At 70.7% G+C, this 18818-nt stretch carries 20 protein-coding genes; 3 read left to right on the forward strand and 17 right to left on the reverse strand.

Going from position 1 to position 18818, the window contains the following annotated elements:
* Positions 1-3 precede the first annotated feature (3 nt).
* Positions 4-588: a cysteine hydrolase family protein gene (locus FK268_RS05590; protein ID WP_146432067.1), complete on the reverse strand. Its 585-nt coding sequence runs from the start codon at positions 586-588 to the stop codon at positions 4-6.
* Between the two features lie 38 nt (positions 589-626).
* Entirely contained in the window at positions 627-1424 is a 798-nt protein-coding gene (locus tag FK268_RS05595; RefSeq protein ID WP_146432068.1) for an alpha/beta fold hydrolase, read from the reverse strand.
* 9 nt (positions 1425-1433) lie between these two features.
* Between FK268_RS05595 and FK268_RS05600 the strand changes: the two genes are divergently transcribed.
* Positions 1434-1805 (forward strand): MerR family transcriptional regulator, encoded by a 372-nt coding sequence (locus tag FK268_RS05600; RefSeq protein WP_205124453.1) that lies wholly within the window; start codon positions 1434-1436, stop codon positions 1803-1805.
* 4 nt (positions 1806-1809) lie between these two features.
* Here the strand turns inward: FK268_RS05600 and FK268_RS05605 are convergent, their stop codons facing one another.
* The 5 genes from FK268_RS05605 to FK268_RS05625 form a co-directional block, all read right to left on the reverse strand.
* Positions 1810-2139, reverse strand: a complete 330-nt coding sequence (locus tag FK268_RS05605) for a nuclear transport factor 2 family protein (protein WP_146432070.1) — start codon at positions 2137-2139, stop codon at positions 1810-1812.
* 116 nt (positions 2140-2255) lie between these two features.
* Positions 2256-2999 (reverse strand): cobalt-precorrin-6A reductase, encoded by a 744-nt coding sequence (locus FK268_RS05610; RefSeq protein WP_146432072.1) that lies wholly within the window; start codon positions 2997-2999, stop codon positions 2256-2258.
* A complete protein-coding gene (gene cobM / locus FK268_RS05615) occupies positions 2999-3769 on the reverse strand; it encodes a precorrin-4 C(11)-methyltransferase (RefSeq protein ID WP_146432074.1) in 771 nt (256 codons plus the stop codon). The genes FK268_RS05610 and cobM overlap by 1 nt, the downstream gene beginning before the upstream one ends.
* Positions 3766-4902, reverse strand: a complete 1137-nt coding sequence (cbiE, locus tag FK268_RS05620; protein ID WP_146432076.1) for a precorrin-6y C5,15-methyltransferase (decarboxylating) subunit CbiE — start codon at positions 4900-4902, stop codon at positions 3766-3768. The genes cobM and cbiE overlap by 4 nt, the downstream gene beginning before the upstream one ends.
* A complete protein-coding gene (locus FK268_RS05625; protein ID WP_146432078.1) occupies positions 4899-5684 on the reverse strand; it encodes an SDR family NAD(P)-dependent oxidoreductase in 786 nt (261 codons plus the stop codon). Before FK268_RS05625 ends, cbiE begins: the two co-directional genes overlap by 4 nt.
* Positions 5685-5725: 41 nt before the next feature.
* Between FK268_RS05625 and FK268_RS05630 the strand changes: the two genes are divergently transcribed.
* The gene (locus FK268_RS05630) at positions 5726-6130 is read left to right on the forward strand and encodes a PPOX class F420-dependent oxidoreductase (RefSeq protein WP_146432079.1); all 405 of its coding nucleotides are present in this window, start codon (positions 5726-5728) and stop codon (positions 6128-6130) included.
* Between the two features lie 7 nt (positions 6131-6137).
* Here FK268_RS05630 and FK268_RS05635 read toward each other — a convergent pair whose 3' ends face one another.
* Complete coding sequence (locus FK268_RS05635) at positions 6138-7580, reverse strand: sugar porter family MFS transporter (RefSeq protein ID WP_146432081.1); 1443 nt, start codon at positions 7578-7580, stop codon at positions 6138-6140.
* A 22-nt stretch (positions 7581-7602) separates the two neighbouring features.
* On the reverse strand, positions 7603-8718 hold the full coding sequence (locus FK268_RS05640) for a M24 family metallopeptidase (protein ID WP_146432083.1): 1116 nt from the start codon (positions 8716-8718) through the stop codon (positions 7603-7605).
* A gap of 17 nt (positions 8719-8735) precedes the next feature.
* On the opposite strand from FK268_RS05640, the gene FK268_RS05645 reads away from it, so the two are divergent.
* Complete coding sequence (locus FK268_RS05645; RefSeq protein WP_146432085.1) at positions 8736-9689, forward strand: 5'-3' exonuclease; 954 nt, start codon at positions 8736-8738, stop codon at positions 9687-9689.
* A 2-nt stretch (positions 9690-9691) separates the two neighbouring features.
* Here FK268_RS05645 and FK268_RS05650 read toward each other — a convergent pair whose 3' ends face one another.
* The 8 genes from FK268_RS05650 to FK268_RS05685 form a co-directional block, all read right to left on the reverse strand.
* Positions 9692-10348 (reverse strand): DUF4333 domain-containing protein, encoded by a 657-nt coding sequence (locus FK268_RS05650; RefSeq protein ID WP_146432087.1) that lies wholly within the window; start codon positions 10346-10348, stop codon positions 9692-9694.
* A gap of 70 nt (positions 10349-10418) precedes the next feature.
* Positions 10419-13166 carry a DEAD/DEAH box helicase gene (locus tag FK268_RS05655; protein ID WP_146432089.1) on the reverse strand — a complete coding sequence of 916 codons (2748 nt, stop codon included), beginning with the start codon at positions 13164-13166 and terminating at the stop codon, positions 10419-10421.
* The gene (gene tatC / locus FK268_RS05660; RefSeq protein WP_146432091.1) at positions 13153-14157 is read right to left on the reverse strand and encodes a twin-arginine translocase subunit TatC; all 1005 of its coding nucleotides are present in this window, start codon (positions 14155-14157) and stop codon (positions 13153-13155) included. The genes FK268_RS05655 and tatC overlap by 14 nt, the downstream gene beginning before the upstream one ends.
* Positions 14158-14172: 15 nt before the next feature.
* Complete coding sequence (gene tatA / locus FK268_RS05665; RefSeq protein ID WP_146432093.1) at positions 14173-14424, reverse strand: Sec-independent protein translocase subunit TatA; 252 nt, start codon at positions 14422-14424, stop codon at positions 14173-14175.
* 96 nt (positions 14425-14520) lie between these two features.
* Positions 14521-15495 (reverse strand): helix-turn-helix transcriptional regulator, encoded by a 975-nt coding sequence (locus FK268_RS05670; protein ID WP_231706949.1) that lies wholly within the window; start codon positions 15493-15495, stop codon positions 14521-14523.
* Positions 15492-16466 carry a helix-turn-helix transcriptional regulator gene (locus FK268_RS05675; RefSeq protein ID WP_146432096.1) on the reverse strand — a complete coding sequence of 325 codons (975 nt, stop codon included), beginning with the start codon at positions 16464-16466 and terminating at the stop codon, positions 15492-15494. The genes FK268_RS05670 and FK268_RS05675 overlap by 4 nt, the downstream gene beginning before the upstream one ends.
* 33 nt (positions 16467-16499) lie before the next feature.
* Positions 16500-17858, reverse strand: coding sequence for a Pup--protein ligase (gene pafA / locus FK268_RS05680; protein ID WP_146432098.1), 1359 nt, complete (start codon positions 17856-17858; stop codon positions 16500-16502).
* A 48-nt stretch (positions 17859-17906) separates the two neighbouring features.
* Positions 17907-18797: a CPBP family intramembrane glutamic endopeptidase gene (locus FK268_RS05685; protein WP_146432099.1), complete on the reverse strand. Its 891-nt coding sequence runs from the start codon at positions 18795-18797 to the stop codon at positions 17907-17909.
* Positions 18798-18818 lie beyond the last annotated feature (21 nt).

Consider the following 18818-nt stretch of genomic DNA (forward strand, 5'->3'; position numbering starts at 1 on the left):
GCGTCAGCTCCCGAACCGCCCCGCCGCCTCCGCGGACGTCAGCACTCCCGCGGTGGCGAGGTCGAGATTCGCCAGGGACGCCGCGTGCACGGCCGGATCGGCCGCTGCCGTGCAATCGCCCACGACGTGCACGAGCAGTCCGAGGTCGGTGCCGTGCCGCGCCGTCTGCTCGACCGTGAGGTTGGTCGCGACGCCGGTGATGTAGATCGTGTCGATGCCGTGCTCCGCCAGCCAGCCGGTGGCCGGGCCCGCGAGACCCGAGAGGCGCTGGTTGTCGTACACCGCGGTCGGCTGATCACGCATGGACGCGATGATCCGCGCGCCGTCGGCGTCGGGCCGGAAGGCCTCCTGCGCCTCGCCGACCGCCACCATGAACGCCGTGTTGCGGACCAGATCGCCCTCGTCCTCCGGCACGGTGAATCGCGTGAAAATCACCGGAACCCCCGCCGCGATCGCGGCGTCGTGGAAGGCCGCGGCCCGATCCGCGACGCCGGACTCCTCGACGGACGCGGCCAGCATCGGGCCGAAGAAGCCCTCCGGCTCGATCACGTTCACCTGCCAGTGCAGGGCCAGGACAGCAGCGGTCATCCCTCGATCATGCCCTGCCCCGCGGTCCGGTGGGCCGGTCACACGCCCGCGAGGAAGTCCTCGATATCGGCGGTCCATCGGACCGCCTCGTCGGGGGTGAAGATGTGGCCGGCGCCGGCGTACTCGATGACACGCGCGCCGGGAATCGCTCCGAGCTCGCGCTGGACGTCGGGCGGCACCAGCCGATCACCGCCACTGACGACGACCAGTGCGGGAACCTCGATCCCGGGGAGGAGTCCGGTCACGTCGACCTCGCCGACGAGCGCCATCTGTTCCGGTGCCCCCGCCGGCATCGTCTCGCGGACACCGCCGAGCGCCTCCTCCAGTTCGACGGCCGTGAGCGCACGGAGTGTCGCCTCGGACGCGGCGACACTGAGCACGTAGGCCGCGAGGGCCTCCTTGGCACCCACGAGCGCGAGAGTCCGGAAGACCCCGGCGGCCGCGCGCACCCGGAAGTCGGCTCGAGTGAGCCCCACGGTCAGGACCAGGCCGGAGACGTGCTCGGGATGCCGTTGCGCCGCCGCCACCGCGACCGCCGAGCCGAGTGAGAGCCCGACGACGGGAAACCGTTCGGCGCCGGTGGCGACGGCCGACGCCACCGCCGAGTCCGCGAGATCCTCGAGGCGGAGTGGAGTCCCGGCACGCGGAGTCCCGCCCGATCCGGGCCAGTACGGACCGACGAACCGGCGCCCGGCGATGCCCTCGATCAAGGGCGCGAAGTTCTCCCGCACGCCGCCGCCCGCCCCGTGGGCGAGCGCGACGACGGGGCCGGTGCCGCGGTCGACGACCTCGGCACCGGAATCGGACAGGATCTGGAGCGCCTCATCGGAATACATGCGTGCAGTGTGCGGGTTGACGCTGGTGTGAAGGTCAAGCGGGAGATGTTGATCGGCGAGTTGTCCCAGGTCACGGGCGCGAGTGCGCGGTCTCTGCGGTACTACGAGGAGAAGGGTCTCCTCGCCTCGGAACGCACCGCAGCGGGCTACCGCGTCTACGACGAGGAGGCGCCCCGACAGGTGCGCCGGATCCGCGGCCTGCTGGACGCCGGATTCGACACCGAAGCGATCCGGGTGATCCTGCCGTGCGCGCGGGACGGGCGGACCGTCGAACTGTGCCCTGCGATCGAGGCGACCATGCGCGCGACCCTGTCCCGGATCGACGCCGACCTCGATGAGCTCGCGCGGCGCCGGTCCGCGGTCTCCGCACTCTTGGGCTGAGGCCTCAGCCCTCGCGGATCGTCATGGAGCGCAGGCGATCGCCCGCGACCGCGAAGGTGAACTCGCTCAGCCCGTTGGCGTGCGTGCTGCGCCAGTCGCCCACCACGGTCACGGTGTCGCCGTCGACGGTCACCGTCTGCGGCGTCAGCACTCCCTTCGCCCCGATGAACTCCTTCGCGCTCCAGCCCTGCATCGCGGCGCGGTCACCGAAGACCCGGCCCCAGTCGTCGATGAAACCGTCGGCGGTGAAGGCGTCGAGGAAGGCGGTCTCATCGCCGGCGTTCACCGCGTCGATGAACTCCGCGACCGGGCTGGGGATGTCGATGTTCGTCATGCGCGTCTCCTCGTCGTGGCGTCCGTGGGCTTGCAGCCCCACAACCGCCATCGTAGGGGCGTGACGACGGCTATGCCGCTCGAATTCCGGCCGATTCCACAACCGGAGCTTGTGAATCAGAGCTCGGACACGAGGCGCGCGTACGCCTGCGCGGCGGTCGGCACCGCCGGAACGCCCGACGGCCGCGGGGGGCGATCGATCATGAGCACCTCGACGCCGAGTTCGCGTGCCGCCGCCAGCTTCGCCGAGACCAGGTCGCCGCCGCTGTTCTTCGTCACCAGCACGTCGACGGCGTTCTGGCTCAGCAGCGCTCGCTCGGAGTCGAGCGTGTACGGCCCGCGGTCGCGGAGCAGCGCATGCCGCTGCGGCAGCGGGCCGGACGGTGCGTCGACCACCCGGATCAGGAACCACCAGTCGTCGAGACGGGCGAACTCGTGCGCGTCCTGGCGGCCCGTGGTGAGCATCGCCCGGCCGCCGGGCCGGCGGCCCAGTACCCGCGCGGCGGCAGCGACGTCGGGTACGCCCGTCCAGGCATCGTCGCCCTCGCGGGTCCATTCCGGGCGGACCAGCGCCAGGAGCGGCACTCCGGTTGCCTCGGCCGCGAGCGCGGCGTTCCGGGAGATCGTCGCGGCGAACGGGTGCGTCGCATCCACCAGCGCGTTCACGCCCTCGTCCGCGAGGAAGGCCGCCAACCCCGACGGTCCGCCGAAGCCTCCGATCCGCGTCTCCCCCACCGGGAGGCGCGGATTCGCCACTCGCCCCGCGAGCGAGCTGAGAACCGAGAACCGCGGATCGTCGTGCAGCAGCCGCGCGAGTTCGCGGGCCTCCGCGGTGCCGCCGAGAACCACTACTCGACGCATCAGTGGCTCGCTCCGGGGGCGCGCAGCCGCCGCGCCGAATACAGGTAGCTCTCCTCGACCGCGTCGTCGTCGAGAGCGCTGTCCAGCACCTTTCCGACGAAGATTACCGCCGTCTTCGTGATGCCGGCCTCCGCCAGACGGGCAGGCAGGTCGGCGAGCCGGCACCGCACGATCACCTCGTCGTCACGGCTCGCGAACGCCACGACGGCGACCGGACAGTCGGCGCCGTAGTGCGGCAGGAGGTCGTCGGTGAGCGCCGCGGCGCGGTGGGCGGCCAGGTGCAGGGCCAGGGTCACACCGGTACGGGCCAGCGAGGCGAGGTCCTCGCCGGCCGGCATGTCGGTCGACAGCGTCGAGACGCGCGTGATGAGCAGCGACTGGCCCACACCCGGCACCGTCAGCTCCCGTCCGAGGGAGGCCGAGGCCGCCGCGAACGCCGGTACGCCCGGCACGATCTCGTACGGCACACCCGCGGCGTCCAGCCGACGCGCCTGCTCGGTGAACGCCGAGTACAGCGAGATGTCGCCGGAGTGCAGGCGGGCCACGTCGAGGCCGGACTCGTGTGCGCGGACCATCTCCCCCACGATGTCCGGCAACGGCATCCGGGCCGTGTCGACGAGCCGCGCGCCGGGCGGGCACCGGTCCAGCATCGGCTGCGGCACCAGCGATCCCGCGTACAGGCACACCGTGCACCGGGCGAGGATCTGCGCGCCGCGCAGGGTCAGCAGGTCGGGCGCCCCGGGGCCCGCGCCGATGAAGTAGACGGTCACGCGGTCTCCTTGGTCAGTACCCACTGCACGATCGGTCGCCGCGGGCGCCATGCCGTGCCGCCGCCCAGTGGCTCCAGGTCCGAGACGGTGTAGCTGCGCAGATCGCCGCCGAACCGGCTGCGCAGCGCCGTCACCAGGGTCTGTCCCTCGACGGTGACGGTATTGGCGACCAGCCGCCCACCGTCGGGCAGGACGCCGACGCATGCGGCCGCCAGCTGCTCGGTGAGGCCCCCGCCGATGAAGATCGCGTCGGGCACGGGCATGTCGGCGGTGAGGTCCGCGGTGTCCCCCACGACGATCTCCAGCGCGACGCCGGCCCGGGCCGCATTGCGTGCCGCACGCTCCGCGCGATCGGCGCGCCGCTCGACGGCGACCACGGAGCCGCCGCCCTGCAGGGCCCAGCTGATCCCGACGGAACCCGAACCGGCACCGAAGTCCCAGATCCATCCCGGCGTGGGCCGCAGGGCGGACACCGTCAGGGCCCGGACGTCGGCCTTCGTGATCTGGCCGTCGTGCTCGAAGACGAACTCCCCGGCGTGCTCCGCGGGCTCGATCGCGACCACGTTCAGATCGTCGATCCGCAGGTTCCGCCGGAACGGCCGTATCTTCTCCCGAGCCCCACCAAGCTGTTCGAGCACGGTCAGCGTCGCCGTCAGGCCGGCCCCGCGGAGCATGTCGGCCAGCGCAGCCGGCGTCGCACCGGACTCGCTGAGCACGATCGTCCGCCGGCCCGCTCGGACCGCCTGGACCGCTGGCGCGGGATCGCGGGCGACCGCGGAGACCACCGTGACCTCCTCGGCGGGCCACCGCATCCGCGCGCACGCCAGCGCGAAGGACGACAGGTGCGGGATCACCCGCAGGTCCAGGTCCGGTCGGCGGCGCGCGATCGTGGCACCGATCCCGTAGAACATCGGGTCCCCGCTCGCGAGCACGTGGACGCCGTCGGCTAGACCGTCGAGTGCGGGCAGCAGCGGCGACGGCCACGGGCGCAGGTCCGCGGAGAGGTCACCGGGAAGAAGGTCGAGCTGCCGTGGGGCGCCGTGGATCACCGTCGCGCTGCGCAGCTCACCGTGGGCGGTGCCGGTCAGGCCCGCCCAGCCGTCGGCGCCGATGCCGACCACCGTGACCGTCATCGCGGCATCCGGCGCCACACGGCCTGCGGGACGAACCGCAGTCCGGCGTAGAGCGGGCGCAGGAGCGGCGGGATCCACACGGTCCTTCGGCCCCGGCGGAGCGCGTGCACGGTCGCCTCCGCGACCTGCGCCGCCGTCCGGCTGAAGGGCGCGGGCGTGACGCCGGACGCCATCAGGTCGCGCGTCATCGCCCCGACGATGAACCCGGGACGCGCGAGCAGGACCTGGACGCCGCTGCCGTGCAGGGAGTCGGTGAACCCCTGCACGAAGCCGTCGAGGCCCGCCTTGGTGCTGCCGTAGACGAAGTTCGCCTTGCGCACGCGGACGCCGGCCACGGACGAGAAGGCGACGATCGCACCGCGCGTCCCGGCGCGGGTGTCCTGGGCACGCAGCAGCTTCGCCAGCCCCAGCAGGATCGACACCTGCGCCACGTAGTCGGTCTGCGCGATCTGGACGGCGTGCGCGGGATCGGCCTCCGCCCGGGCCTGATCGCCGAGAATGCCGAAGGCGACGACCGCGACCCCGATCCGGCCGAATCGATCGGCCACTTCGTCGAGGAAGGCAGTGTGCTGCTCGGTACGGTCCGCATCGAACTCGATCGGGAAGACGCCGGTGGCGCCCACCTCGCGGAGCATCGCGATCTGCTCGTCCAGATGCTCGGAACGGCGCGCCGCGAGGATCACGTCGCGGCCCGGGGCGATCCGCCGCGCGACTTCCAGACCGACCTCGCTCCGACCGCCCAGGAGGAGTACCGCGCCGTCGGGAATCCTGTCCGCACTCACCGGACCAGACTAGACGCGCGGACTCCCGCTACCGTGGCGGTGTGCCGAACGCCGACCGCCCCGCCCTCAATCCCGACGCCCTCGCCTTCGTGACCGACCGTCACCTCGCGACACTGAGCACCCTGCGCGCCGACGGGACCCCGCACACCGTGGCGATCGCCTTCACCTACGACCCGGCCACCGGACTCGCGCGCGTCATCACCTCGGGCGACAGCCAGAAGGCCCGCAACGCAGCGCGGGGCGGGTACGCGGCCCTCACCCAGGTCGACGGTGCGCGGTGGCTGACCCTCGAGGGCCCGGCGCGGGTGCTCACCGACGCGGACTCGGTACGCGACGCGGAGGCCCGCTACGCGGTGCGCTACAAGCCGCCGCGGGAGAACCCGAAGCGCGTGGTCATCGAGATCGAGATCGCACGGGTTCTCGGTTCGAGCACCCTGCGGTCCTGACGGATCGCTAGCGGGACGGGAGGTTCCCGTCCATGTCCTCCAGCGTCCTCCCCTTGGTCTCCGGCACGAACCGGTAGACGAAGAAGAGCGACAGCAGGGCGAAGGTCGCGTAGAGGCCGTAGGCCAGCGTGAGGTTGCCCTCCATCTTGGGGAAGGTCACCGTGATCGCCCAGTTCGCCGCCCACTGCGCCGCCGCGGCGAGGGAGAGCGCCGCGCCGCGGATGCGGTTGGGGAACATCTCGCCGAGCAGCACCCACACCACGGGGCCCCAGCTCACGCCGAAGAAGATCACGAACAGGTTGGCCGCGATCAGCGCGATCACCCCCGCGGCGCCGTTGAGCTCCGGCGTGCCGTCCACGATCGTCGCGGTGTTGAAGCAGATCGCCATCGTCGCGAGCGAGACCGTCATGCCGATCGAGCCGATCAGGAGGAGTGGACGGCGCCCGATCCGGTCGACGAGCATGATCGCGACGATGGTGACGACGACGTTGACGATCGAGGTGAAGACGCTGATCTGGTTGGACTGCGATTCCTTGAAACCGACGGCCTGCCAGAGCATGTTCGAGTAGTAGAAGATGACGTTGATCCCCACGGCCTGCTGGAAGATCGACAGCAGCAGGCCCACCCAGACGATCGGGTAGACGCCGCCGCCCGGCCGGATGAGATCGCGCCAGGAGTGCTTCTCCTCCCCGGCGAGGCTCTCCTCGATGCGGGTGACCGTGAGGTCCAGATTCTTCTCCCCCAGGAGCATCGTGAGCACTCGGCGGGCCTCGGGGATGCGGTGGCGAGCGACGAGGTACCGGGGCGATTCGGGGATCATCGTCGAGGCCACGCCGTACACGATGGCGGGAACGGCCATGACCAGGAACATCCAGCGCCAGGCCTCCATGCCCAGCCACAGCTTCTCCGAGGCGCCGCCGGCGAGCGAGGCGAGCAGCCAGTCGACCAGGAGCGAGAGGAAGATGCCGACCACGATCGCCATCTGCTGCAACGATCCGAGCCGGCCGCGGATCCGCGCCGGTGAGACCTCAGCGATGTACGCCGGTGCGATCACCGACGCCACCCCGACGCCGATACCGCCGATCACGCGGAACACGATGAGCATCCAGGTGTGGGTGGCGAAGGCGCAGCCCAGGGCACTGAGGAGGAACAGGACCGCCGCGATCTGCATGACGCGCAGACGGCCGATCCGGTCCGCGATCCGCCCGGCGGTCATCGCGCCGGCCGCGGCGCCGAGCAGTGCCGACGCGACGGCGAAGCCGAGCGCGTAGCCGTGGATGCCGAAGCGGCCCTCGATCGCCTTGGTGGCGCCGTTGATCACGGCGCTGTCGTAGCCGAACAGCAGGCCGCCCATCGCGGCGACGACCGCGATCTGCACCACGCGGCTGCTGTTCCCCTCGCCCTCCTCGAAGATCGAGGGGCCTTCGGCCGTGGTGCCGCCGTGCGTCATGGTGCCTCCGGGTGTTCGACTCCTAGAGGATCGTCAAGCTGTGGGGCCTGGTGTTCACGGACTCGCAGCCGTCCTCGGTGACGATGACGATATCTTCGATCCGCGCGCCCCACCGGCCACTGAAGTAGATTCCCGGCTCGATCGAGAAGGCCATGCCCGGTTCGACCGGAATGTCGTTACCCGCAACGATGTAGGGCTCCTCGTGCACCGACAGCCCGATGCCGTGGCCGGTGCGGTGCAGGAAGAACTCCCCCAGGCCGGCACCGGCGAGCACATCGCGCCCCGCGGCGTCGATCGATTCCGCGCTCACGCCGGGACGCACCGCCTCGACCGAGGCGCGCTGCGCCTGCTCGAGCAGCGCATACTGCTCGGCGATCTCCGGGGACGGCGCGCCCATGGCGTAGGTGCGGGTGCAGTCGGAGTTGTAGCCCGACGCGAGCGGACCGCCGATGTCGACGACCACGATGTCGCCCGCCTCGATCACGCGGTCGGAGACCTCGTGGTGCGGGTCCGCGCCGTGGGGCCCGGAGCCGACGATGATGAACGCGGCCTCGGCGTGCCCCTCCTCGACGATGGCGGCGGCGATGTCGTCGGCCACCTCGCGCTCCGTCCGGCCCACCCTGAGGAAGTCGCCGACGCGAGCGTGCACGCGATCGATCGCGGCACCGGCGGCGCGCAGCTCGTCGAGTTCGGCCGCGTCCTTGATCATTCGCAGCCGGCGCAGCACGTCGGTCGCGAGCCGCACGGAGAGCCCGCGATCGAGCAGCGGAACCAGGTGCAGGGCGGGCACCGCGTCGGCGACCGCCACCGTCGACGCTCCCGCGAGGAGGCCGAGCACCAGGGCGTACGGGTCGTCACCGTCGACCCAATCCAGAACGGACAGCTCCACTCCCGCTTCCGCCAGCCCCGGCACCGCCGAGTCCTTGAGGATGGCGAGCTCCAATCGCGGCACGACGAGGCCGAACCCGGACTCGGAGACGACGAGGGCGGTCAGACGCTCGAAGGACTCGCTGACGATGCCGGTGAGGTAGGCGAGGTCCGGCCCGGTGGTGATCACGAGCGGGGTTCCCGCCGTGGTCGCGAGCTGCCGGGCCTTGGTGAGACGGGTCGCGTACACCTGGGAAGGGAAGTGGGTCATCCTCCGATTGTGACACCATGCTTCTCGTGACGAACGATGCGCGCCCACTGATGCTGCTCGACTCCGCGGGGCTGTGGTTCCGGGCCTTCTACGCGATCCCGGACAAGGTGAAGGCGTCCGACGGGCGTTCGGTGAACGCGCTGCGCGGATTCCTCGACATGACCTCGCAGCTGATCACGACGCATCGTCCGGGACGCCTCGTCGCATGCCTCGACCTGGACTGGCGGCCGCAGTTCCGCGTGGACCTGCTGCCCACGTACAAGACGCACCGCGTTGCCGAGGACGGCGACGGCAGCGCGGAGGAGGTGCCCGACACCCTCTCGCCGCAGGTCGACATGATCCTGGAGGTTCTCGAGGCCGTCGGCATCGCGACGGGCGGCGCGGTCGGGCTGGAGGCGGACGACGTGCTCGGCACCCTCGCCGCGCGGGAGGAGAAGGACCCCGTGATCGTCGTCTCCGGCGACCGGGATCTGCTGCAGGTGGCCGACGACATCGCTCCCGGCGTGCGGTGCCTGTACATCGGGCGCGGCATCGCGAAGGCCGAGATGTTCGGGCCGGCCGAGGTGGCCGAGAAGTACGGGCTGCCGCTCGAGCGCGCCGGCGAGGCCTACGCGGAACTCGCGCTGCTGCGCGGCGATCCGTCGGACGGGCTCCCGGGTGTGCCGGGCATCGGGGAGAAGACCGCCTCGAAGCTGCTGCTCGAGTACGGCTCCCTGGCGGCGATCCGCGCGGCGGCCGCACAGGTCCCGTCTCCGCTGCCCGCCCGCGCCGCGGCGTCGGTGGCGGCGTCCGCCGAGTACCTCGATGCCGCCTGGGACGTCGTCTGGGTGCAGCGCGACGCCGATGTCGCGCTCTCGGGCGGCGATGAGATGCCCCGGAAAGCACGCGATCCGCAGCGCCTGGCCGAACTGGCCGAGGAACTGCGGATCGGAGCGCAGGTGGAACGCCTGCTCGCGGCGCTCGCGGGCTGAGGCTAGCTGGGAGCGCCCACCTGGTACTTGCCGTCGCTGTCGAGGACCTTGACGGTGACCGTCTTCTGCTTGCCGCCGATGGTGGCGTTGCACGTGAAGGTCTCGCCCTCCTTCACCTTGACACCGTCGGTCTTGCAGGAGACGTCCTTGGTGTCGGACTCGTTGTAGCTGTCCTTGAGGACCTTCGTCACGCCCTCGTTGACCTTGGCGTTGTCGAACTTCTTACCGAAGAAGGCGCCGGTGAAGTAACCGATGATCAGCACCAGCGCCACGATCGCGATGATCGCGGCGGCGGCGATGCCGATGATCAGGCCGGTCCTGGACTTCTTCGGGCCGCCCAGCTGCGGCTGGGCGAACTGCTGCCCGAACTGCTGGCCCGCGAACTGCGGAGGCTGGCCGGGCTGCTGACCGAACTGGTCCTGGCCGAACTGCGGCTGCTGCGGGAAGCCACCGAACTGCTGGCCGCCCTGCGGCTGCTGGCCCCACTGGCCCTGGTACTGCGGCGAGATCTGGGTCTGATCACCCGACGGAGCGCCGAAGCCCTGCTGGCCGTACTGCGGCGCGATCTGGGTCTGCTCCTGCGGCGGCTGCGGCTGGCCGGGCTGCTGCCAGCCCTGTTGCTGCTGCGCCCACTGGTTCGGATCCTGCGGGTTGCTCATGTGTCCACTCCTCCCCGGTCGCCGGCCGACGGCCCGCGACGTTCGCCTCTTCGGTCAAGATACCCGATGATCAACCCGATTCCGCGACGACGCCGCGCCGGACGGCCGCGATCGCGGCGGTCGCGACGCCGGCCAGCCCGGGCCGGGTGTCGTACGAGGTCTGCTTGATCTGATCGAGCAGATCGAGCACCTGCCGGCACCAGCGCACGAAGTCGCCCGCGGGGAGCGGACGGCCCCGCTCGCCCGCCGCGAGCAGGACCGCAGCCAGGGTGCCGCCGCCGGCCCACTGGTGCATCGGGGCGACGAAACCGATGTCGGGCTCGCGGCTCGGCTCCAGGCGGTGCGCAGCCTCGGCGGCCACGATGTCGGTCCACCGGTCGGCGATGTCGCGGATCGCCGAGCGCACCGCGCCCGGCACCTTCTCCCCGGTCAGCAGCATGCCGCCGCGTTCTCCGCGGGATTCGAAGACCAGCGCGCTGACGACCGCCGCCAGGCCCGCCGCGTCCAGCCCGTCGAAGACGCCGTCCTCGATGCACTCGCACACCAGCAGGTCCGACTCGCTGTAGACGCGCGCCAGTCGGTGTCCGGACTCCGTCAACTCGGGCTCGCCGTCGACGGTCTCGATGTACCCGCGGTCGCTCAGCAGCGCGACGATCCGCTCGAAGGTGACGGCGAGCGAGTTCGTGGTGGCACGCACGGTCGCCGCCGAGGACGTGATCTCCCGTTCGAGTCGCGCGTAGCGCTCGGCGAGACGGTCCAGCTCGGGGGCACGCTGTCCCGTATGGGCGGGGTGCGCGCGCATACGGGCGCGCAGGTCCGCGAGCTGGGTGTCGGATGCGGCGGGGCGAGCTGCCTTGGCCTGCTGCCGCGGCGCGGAGATGGCGCTGTTGCGGAGCGTGGAGGCGAGGTCGCGCTTTCCCCGGCCCGACCGGTAGTCCGCGTTCTTCGGTACGCGGAGTGTGCCGAGCACCTGCACCTCGCCCACGAAGTCACCGGCGCCGACCCGTCCGGACCAGCTGCTCTCGGTGACCACCACGGGTTTCGGGTCGCGGCGGTCGCCGGAGGGCTCGACGACGAGAGCCAGGCCCCGGCGCCGGCCACCGGTGACCGCGATGACGTCACCGCGGCGCAGTTCGGCGAGCGCGGTGGCGGCACCGTCGCGCCGGTCCGCGAGGTGCTCGCGGCGCAGCGACCGTTCGCGCGCCCGGACGGCCTCGCGGAGCCGCACGTATTCGACGTAGTCGGCGCCTCCCGCCGCCTCCGTGATCTGCGCGCCGAGCGTCGCCAGCTCCTTCTCGCCGCGCTCGACCCGCTTCGCCAGCCCGACGACGGACCGATCGGCCTGGAACTGCGCGAAGCTCGCCTCCAGCAGCCGCTCGGCGCCCCGGCGGCCGAGGCGGTCGAGCAGATTGATCGACATGTTGTAGCCGGGCGAGAACGAGCTGATCAGCGGGAAGGTGCGCGCACCCGCGAGCCCGGCGACCTCCTGCGGGCGGACTCCCGTCTGCCACAGCACCACGGCGTGCCCCTCGACATCGATGCCGCGACGGCCGGCGCGGCCCGTGAGCTGCGTGTACTCGCCCGGTGTCAGCTCGACGTGGGATTCGCCGTTGTACTTGACCAGGCGTTCCAGGACGACGGTGCGGGCAGGCATGTTGATGCCGAGAGCGAGGGTCTCGGTGGCGAAAACGGCCCGGACCAGGCCCTTGACGAAGAGCTCCTCCACCGCGTGCCGGAAGGCGGGGAGCATGCCGGCGTGGTGCGCCGCGAAGCCGCGGAGCAGCGCTGCGCGCCACTCCTCGTAGCCGAGCAGATCGAGATCCGCGGGCGAGAACTCGGCGACGTGCTTGTCGACGATGCGGCCGATCTCGTCGGCCTGCGCCTGATCCGTGAGCACGACCGGGGAGCGCAGGCACTGGGTGAGCGCCTGCTCGCAGCCGGACCGGGAGAAGACGAAGGTGATCGCGGGCAGGAGTCCCTCGGCGTCGAGGAGCGCGATGACGTCCGGCCGCGGGATGGGGCGGCGCGTCGCCTGCGGGCGGCCCCGGCCGGTGCGGCGGCCGGTGCGGCTGTTGATGCCGGGCTCGAAGCTACGGTCCAGCGACTCGCGCTGCTTGACGTAGCGCACCAGGTCGGCGTCGAGGACGAGGTTCTTCTGCCCGGCGTCCTGCGCGGTGCGCAGCGCCTTGGTGTCGAAGAGGTCGAAGAGCTTGCGCCCGACCAGCATGTGCTGCCACAGCGGCACCGGGCGGTGCTCGTCGACGATGACCTCCGTGCTGCCGCGGACCTCGCTGATCCAGGCCCCGAACTCCTCCGCGTTCGAGACCGTCGCGGACAGGCTCACCAGGCGGACGTCCTGCGGCAGGTGCAGGATCACCTCCTCCCAGACCGCGCCGCGGAAGCGGTCCGCGAGATAGTGCACCTCGTCCATCACGACGTGGCTGAGGCCGTCCAGGGTGGTCGAGTTCGCGTACAGCATGTTGCGCAGCACCTCGGTGGTCATCACGACCACCGGCGCCGACGAGTTGATCGCGGTGTCACCGGTGAGCAGGCCCACGTTGTGCGCGCCGTACCGCGCGGTGAGCTCGGCGTGCTTCTGGTTGGACAGCGCCTTGATCGGCGTGGTGTAGAAGCACTTCGTGCCGGCCGCGAGCGCCAGGTGCACGGCGAACTCGCCGACCACGGTCTTACCGGCACCCGTCGGGGCGCAGACGAGGACTCCGCGCCCCTGCTCGAGCGCGGTGCAGCCCTGTACCTGGAAGGGATCGAGGGTGAAGTCGAGCGCGGCGGTGAAGCTCTCGAACTCAGAGGACGTCATCGAACCCCGAACGCGGGATCGACGTGCGCGTCACCTTCTCCGCCTGCCCGACGGGCTGTGGAGCGGCCAGGGCGCTGCCCGACGGTCCCGCGGACGCGCCGATCGGTGCCGGGGCCGATGGCGCCGGCGACGCGGTCTCGTCGTCGAGCTCGCCCTCCCAGGCGTCGCCGGTACCGCGCTTGTTCTTCATGCGGTCGTGGAACCGGGCGAACTGGATCGACAGTTCGAGCAGAACGGCCAGCGCAGCACCCAGTGCGAGCATCGTGAACGGGTCCCCCGACGGGGTGATCACGGCCGAGAAGATGAACATCGACAGCAGCATGCCGCGACGCCACTTCACCAGCTTGGTGTACGGCAGCACGCCGACGAGGTTCAGCGCGACGATGAACAGGGGCAGCTCGAAGCTCACACCGAAGATCGCCATCACGGTGAGCACGAAGCTGAAGTACTCGGGGCCCTGCAGGGCCGTCACCTGAGTCTCGTTACCCACGGTGAGGAAGAAGCTGAAGGCGCTGGTGATCATGAAGTAGCCGAGCACCGCACCGCTGACGAAGAGCGCGCCGCCGAGCGTCACGAAGATCGCGGTGTACCGCTTCTCCTGACGGCGCAGCGCGGGCACGATGAACGCCCAGATCTGGTACAGCCACACCGGGCACGCCAGTAGCACGCCGGTCGCGACCGCGACCTTCAGGCGCAGATTGAACTGGTCGAAGACGCCGGTCGCCAGCAGCCGACACTCGCCGTCGCGCGTGATCTCGGCGCGTGAGGTGGCCGGCAGGTCACAGTACGGTCCGGTCAGCAGATGGCCGGTGGACGGCAGCCCGAAGGGCCCGTGGCTGTACCACCAGAAGCCGATGATCGAGGTGAGGGCGATCGCGGCCAGTGACCACAGCAGGCGGGTCCGGAGCTCGTAGAGGTGCTCCACGATCGACATGGTGCCGTCGGGATTGACGACGGCACGACGACGACGTGGATCTAACGGGATCTTCAAAAGGACAGGCGGCGGCTACGCCGACTTGTGATCGGCCTCGGACGGCTGGACCGTCTGCACGTCGATCGGCTGGTCCGTGACCTGCGCCTGCGGCTTCGGTGCCGCCGGCTTCTCGCCCTCGGTCTTCATCTCGTCCATCTCGCTCTTGAAGATGCGCATCGACCGGCCGAGACCCCGTGCCGCGTCGGGCAGCTTCTTGCCGCCGAACAGGATCAGCAGGACGACGGCGATGACGATCCATGCCCAAGGAGAATGGGTGAGCCCCATGATGCTGCCTCACTAACTTCGCGAATATCTGTTGTCGAGACTACCGGACGGTTTCCGCGGCGATCGCTGTGAATCCGCTGGACGCACGTGTCCACTTCATGAATAGTTGGCGAGCCCGGCGGCGGCTCGCTCGGCGACGGCGTCGGCCAGCGACTGCGGGCCGAGCACCGTGACTTCGCCGCCGAAGCTGAGCACGAACCGGACCATCCACGCCTCGGTGGCGTACTGCATGGTCGCGGTGACCGGACCGCCAGGTGCGTCGGAGAGCACCGTGAAGGGGTGGTACTCGAGCGCCCACGCCGCACCCGGCCCCACCTCGAGGGTGGCGGTGGTCAGCTCGTCGGCGGCGGCACCGTCGAACAGGCCCGTCGCGGGCTCGACGTGCTGTGGGACGGACGCGGCCTCGTCGAGGACGGTCACCTCGTCGATCCGGTCGAGCCGGAACATCCGCAGGCCCGAGCTCGAACGGCACCAGGCCTGCAGGTAACTGTGGCCGGCGAAGGTGTCGAGAGCGATGGGGTCGACATCGCGCTCGGTGGCGGCGTCCCGCGTGGCGGAGTAGTAGCGCAGATGCAGGGCGCGACGATCGCGGAGCGCACCCCGGACGGTGGCCGCGATCGCGGCGATGGGGCCGGTGTCCAGCGCTCCGTCGATCGAGGCCACGGTGTCGCGGCCGGCGTCGGCCACTGCCGCCTCCAGCTTCGCGATCGCCCGCAGGACCGCCGCCGGGTCCGCGACTCCGGGCGAATCCGCGAGCGCCCGCAGTGCGAGCAGCAGCGACGCCGCCTCGGGGCCGGTGAGCTTGAGCGGCCGGTCCAGCTTGGCGCTGAACTCGATGTCGACGCCGGCCTCGTCGTAGTCGATCTCGATCAGATCGCCCGGGAACATCCCCGGTAACCCGCACATCGTCAGGCCCGTGATGTCCTTGCGGAGCTGCGCGACCGTGACCCCCAGATCGGCGGCCGCGCGTTCCAGACCGGCATCGGGGTGTGATTTGAAGTACGGGATCAGGTTGAGCCAGCGCGCGAGGCGCTGCATCTGCCGGCTGGGCTGTTTGGACTGCGTGCTCATCGCTTCCCCTCCAGCGCCTTCAGGCGGTCCACCACGGCATCGCGCAGTTGCGGCGGCTCGAAGACCACCGCGTCGGGCCCGAGCCCGCACACCTCGCGCGCGACGGCGTCCACCGAGCGCATCTCGATCGTGAGCTCGGTGCCGGGCCGGCCGCGGAAGTCACCGTCGGCCTGCGCGGAGGCGAGCCTGCGGAGCCCATCGCCCCGACCCTGCGCGACCCACAGCCGGGCGGTTCCGACCGGGTCGCGCTCGGCGACGGTGGCTACGACGTGCGCGTGGAGGTCGAAGCCCTCGGGCGGTCGGACGGTGGCGGGACTGTTGGTGACCGCTCCCCCGCGGACGCGACTGAGCTTGAACGTGCGCACGGCGTCGCGGGCCACGTCGTGACCGACGGCGTAGGCGCTGCCCCGGAAGGTGACGACGCCCCACGGGTGCAGCGTGCGGTCGACGTAGGGCTGCGCGGGGTTCGCGCGGTGCTCGAAGGTGACCAGACGGCGGCGGTCGACGCCCTCCAGCATGGCCAGGAGCGCCGCCTCGGCACCACGATCAGGCGCGATACCGGGCCTCACACCCGGACCCGGGCCGTCGACGTCCATGCCGCCCGCCCGCAGTTTCTGCACCGCGGACTGGGCCGCGGTGGACAGCTCGGGCGACTGCCACAGTGCCGCGGCGACGGCCACTGCCGTCGCCTCCTCGGGGTCGAGGTCGATGTCGCCGAGGGCGTAATCGTCCATCGCGATGCGGTAGCCGACGGCCGAGTTGATCCGGGAGACCGGCGCCACCTCGATCGGGACGCCCAGTTCACGCAGATCCGCCTTGTCGCGCTCGAACATGCGCTCGAAGGCCTCGTCGTCCGACTCGGGATCGTACCCGAAGACGTTCGCCCGGATGTAGTCCCGCTCCAGCGGACGTTGCGTGTACAGAAGGCATATCACCAGGTTGGTGAGCCGCTCGATCCGCGAAGTTGCCACGTGTCGATCTTACGTTCTATGCGCGCGCTCGTCTCACATCGACGCGATGAGTCGTTCGACCCGTTCGTCCACATTGCGGAAGGGGTCCTTGCACAGCACGGTGCGCTGCGCCTGGTCGTTGAGCTTGAGGTGCACCCAGTCGACGGTGAAGTCCCTGCCGGCCGCCTGCGCGGCGGTGATGAAGTCGCCTCGGAGCTTCGCGCGGGTGGTCTCCGGTGGGTTCTTCACCGCAGCGTCGACCGCCTCGTCGGTGGTGATCCGCGCGGCCAGCCCGCGCCGTTGCAGGACGTCGAAGACGCCGCGGCCGCGCTTGATGTCGTGGTATGCGAGATCGAGCTGTGCGATCTTCGGATCCGCCAGGTCCATCGAGTACTTGTCCAGGTAGCGCTGGAAGAGCTTGCGCTTGATCACCCAGTCGATCTCGGTGTCGACGCCGGAGAAGTCCTGCGTCTCGACGGCGTCGAGCGTGCGGCCCCACAGGTCGACGACCTTCGCGAGCTGCTCGTCGGGCTCGCGGGTGGCGAGGTACTCGACGGCCTTGCCGTAGTACTCGCGCTGGATGTCGAGCGCGCCCGCCTGCCGGCCACCGGCGAGACGCACCTCGTGCCGCCCGGTGGTGTCGTGGCTGACCTCTCGGATCGCGCGGATCGGATTGTCCAGCGAGAAGTCGCGGAACTGGACGCCCGCCTCGATCATCTCCAGCACCAGGTGCGCAGTGCCCACCTTGAGCATCGTGGTGGTCTCGGACATGTTCGAGTCACCGACGATCACGTGCAGGCGGCGGTACTTCTCGGCGTCGGCGTGCGGCTCGTCGCGGGTGTTGATGATGGGCCGGCTGCGGGTGGTGGCGCTGGAGACGCCCTCCCAGATGTGCTCGGCGCGCTGGCTGAGGCAGTAGGTCGCGTTCTTGGGCGTCAGTAGGACCTTGCCGGCACCGCAGATCAACTGTCGGGTCACCAGGAACGGCAACAGGACGTCCGCGATGCGGGAGAACTCCCCGACGCGGCCCACGAGGTAGTTCTCGTGGCAGCCGTAGGAGTTTCCGGCCGAGTCGGTGTTGTTCTTGAACAGGTAGATGTCGCCGCCGATGCCCTCGTCCTGCAGGCGCTGTTCGGCGTCGAGCAGCAGGTCCTCGAGGACGCGCTCCCCCGCTTTGTCGTGTGTGACGAGCTGGAGCACCGAATCGCACTCGGCCGTGGCGTACTCCGGGTGGCTGCCCACGTCCAGGTACAGGCGCGAGCCGTTCTGCAGGAAGACGTTCGAGCTGCGGCCCCAGGAGACCACGCGCCGGAACAGGTACCGGGCGATCTCGTCGGGGCTCAGTCGACGGTGCCCGTGAAAAGTACACGTGACACCGAACTCGGTCTCGATTCCCATGATTCGCCGCTGCACGTCTCGAACATACCCCGCGGTCAGCGCCATCCGGCGGAGCCCCGCGTTTCACCGGGGCGACAGCGCCCCACGTCGGCGAACTCGCGCGATGCCGGGATCCTCGCCCGGATCGTGGGCAGCTCGGCGCCGGTGATCGACGCGGTACGCCACGACGGCGAGCGGCACGAGCGCGACGCTGGGGACGACGAAGGCGGCGACGATGGCCTCGGGCGGCAGGAACTCCCCCATCGTCGCGGAGAAGACCAGGTTGAAGCCCGCGTGCGCGATCGAGGTCGGCCAGATGCTCCCGGAGCCGTACCAGAGCGTGCTCCACACGATCTCGAGCAGCATCGACATCACGATCCACAGCGGGATGAGCAACAACACGTCGTGCAGCGGCGGCTGGAAGCTGAAGTACCCGACCGACGCCAGCGGCCAGTGCCACGCACCCCAGACCGCGCCCGTCACCGCCGAGGCCGCGGTGGGCCGTCCGCGCAGCGCAGGCAGTTCGGCGACGGCCCCGCGCAGGTAGGCGGTCCACCCGAACTCCTCACCGAAGAAGATCGGCGCGAGCACCACCATGATCAACGGCCCGAAGGCCACGGCCTGCAGGTGCGCGGGGATACCGTCCGGCGGCATCGTCATGACGCCGGCCGCGAAGCCCAGCGGCAGCGCGATCAGCAGCAGGGCGGGCGGGATCGCCAGGGCGGCGAGGTACCAGCGCCACTGCGCACGGATCCGCGGCCGCAGGCCCGCGCCCGCCAGGCCCTGCCGCGTGATCCACATGCGCACGACGAACGCGGCGAGCGCAGGCAGGAACGCCGCGGTCAGGAGCTGGATGCCCGGATCGTCGAGCGGATGCCCGAGGCCGTACGCGAGGAACCAGAGACCCCACGACGGCAGGAAGGTGAGCGCGAAGAACCAGGCGATTCCCCGACGGTGCACGGACGTTGCGTTCATGCCTCCAGCTCACCGGTTCGG

This window comes from Tsukamurella sputi (assembly GCF_007858445.1).
GTDB classification, from domain to species: Bacteria; Actinomycetota; Actinomycetes; order Mycobacteriales; family Mycobacteriaceae; genus Tsukamurella; species Tsukamurella sputi.